Raw genomic sequence first — 606 nt, 5'->3', positions numbered from 1 at the left:
CATTATGTCTTCGAGCCTGAGTTCTGCAATCCGGCCGCAGGATGGGAGAAAGGGCAGGTTGAGAAGAGCGTGCGCGACGCGCGGCATCGCATGTGGCAGCTGATGCCGGCCTTTCCGGATCTGGGCGCGCTGAATGACTGGCTGGAAGAGCGCTGCAAGCTGCTGTGGGCTGAGACGGCCCATGGCAGGTTGCCTGGAAGCATCGCCGATGTGTGGGAGGCTGAGAAGCCTGCCCTGATGCCGCTCCCCACAATGTTCGATGGTTTTGTCGAGGAAAGAAAGCGCGTCTCGCCGACCTGCCTGATCACCTTTGATCGCACCCGTTATTCTGTGCCCGCCAGCTTTGCAAACCGCCCTGTCAGCCTGCGCATTTACCCTGATCGGCTGGTGCTTGTGGCCGAGGGCCACGTGATTTGCACGCATGAGCGCATCATCGACCGGTCGCACCGCCAGCCAGGGCGCGTTATCTATGATTGGCGCCATTATCTTGCGGTGGTTCAGCGCAAGCCCGGAGCGCTGCGCAATGGGGCACCCTTCGTGGAAATGCCTGAACCCTTCCACATGTTACAGGCGAAGATACTGCGCCAGCCTGGCGGGGACCGCGAA

1 protein-coding gene is annotated in these 606 nt (G+C 61.2%); it reads left to right on the top strand.

Annotation, left to right across the window (positions count from 1 at the left end; all coding sequences use genetic code 11):
* Window positions 1–606 (top strand): Mu transposase domain-containing protein (locus tag ACTIE0_RS24895; protein ID WP_439517078.1); only part of this gene is annotated, 606 nt, incomplete at both ends.

It is taken from the genome of Limnospira sp. (assembly GCF_051859755.1).
Classification (GTDB): Bacteria; Cyanobacteriota; Cyanobacteriia; order Cyanobacteriales; family Microcoleaceae; genus Limnospira; species Limnospira fusiformis.
Note: the sequence above shows the minus strand (reverse complement) of the source record. Positions and strands in the feature narration are given on the sequence as shown.